The organism is Oleiphilus sp. HI0066, from assembly GCF_001635725.1.
On the sequence record NZ_LWFH01001396.1, the window covers coordinates 1 to 963 of the forward strand.

Below are 963 nucleotides of genomic sequence, written 5' to 3' on the forward strand. Positions count from 1 at the left end.
CAGTAAGCGAGAATCAAAAGCAGATCTGAGGTTTAAGTTCTTAACGATAAACCTGTAGTGCTAGCGATCATTGAGATCTAGCAGTAATATAAAACGCGTATACCCCGTAATTAAAAAAACAACAATGGTAGCCTCATGGATAATAAAACAGAATCATTTGCGAGCTTCTCAGAGTTTTACCCTTACTATTTATCTGAACATGCCAACCAAACCTGCCGGCGCCTGCATTTTGTTGGAAGCAGCTTAGTTATCCTTACCTTGGCATGGATCATTTTAAATAGTGCTTGGAGCGCGTTAATTTTACTCCCACTTATCGGATATGGCTTTGCTTGGGTTGGGCACTTTTTCTTTGAGAAAAACAAACCTGCAACCTTTAAATACCCTCTTTACAGCTTCATTGGCGATTGGGTGATGTTTAAAGACATCCTAATAAAACGCATTCCTTGGTAATTACGCCTCTATGACCTTTCATCGAGCTTTATGATGTACAAAATCCATGAACTAAGTGCAGAGCACAAAACCAAGCCTGAACAGATTATCGAGACGCTAGATCGGGCCTATACACGCATAGACGCTTTGAACCCAAAGTTAAACGCGATCGTTCACGATTTTCGCGAGAAAGCGTCTGCAAGAGCAAAGGTATTAATGAATGAAGACCCATCAAATCTACCTTTGTATGGCATACCGGTCACGATTAAGGAATCGTTCGTATATCGAAATTCACCCTGTACGATCAACTTCCCGCCACTGAAATCTTATGCGCCTGACATCAACTCAGTACTTGCTCAGCGATTAGAAAATGCTGGAGCGATCATCTTAGGTAAAACCAATGTCCCAATGCTTCTATCAGATTGTCAGACCTTTGGTCCGCTCTACCCGACTGCAAACAATCCCTACGATCTTCGTAGAACTCCCGGTGGAAGCACAGGAGGTGGTGCCGCTGCACTTGCAGCCCAATTGAGT

At 42.9% G+C, this 963-nt stretch carries 2 protein-coding genes; both read left to right on the top strand.

Annotation, left to right across the window (positions count from 1 at the left end; translation table 11 throughout):
- Positions 1-135 precede the first annotated feature (135 nt).
- Complete coding sequence (locus tag A3738_RS21010) at positions 136-450, top strand: DUF962 domain-containing protein (RefSeq protein WP_068475883.1); 315 nt, start codon at positions 136-138, stop codon at positions 448-450.
- A 30-nt stretch (positions 451-480) separates the two neighbouring features.
- The coding region (locus A3738_RS21015) for an amidase family protein (protein ID WP_255376193.1) at positions 481-963 on the top strand (483 nt) is incomplete at its 3' end.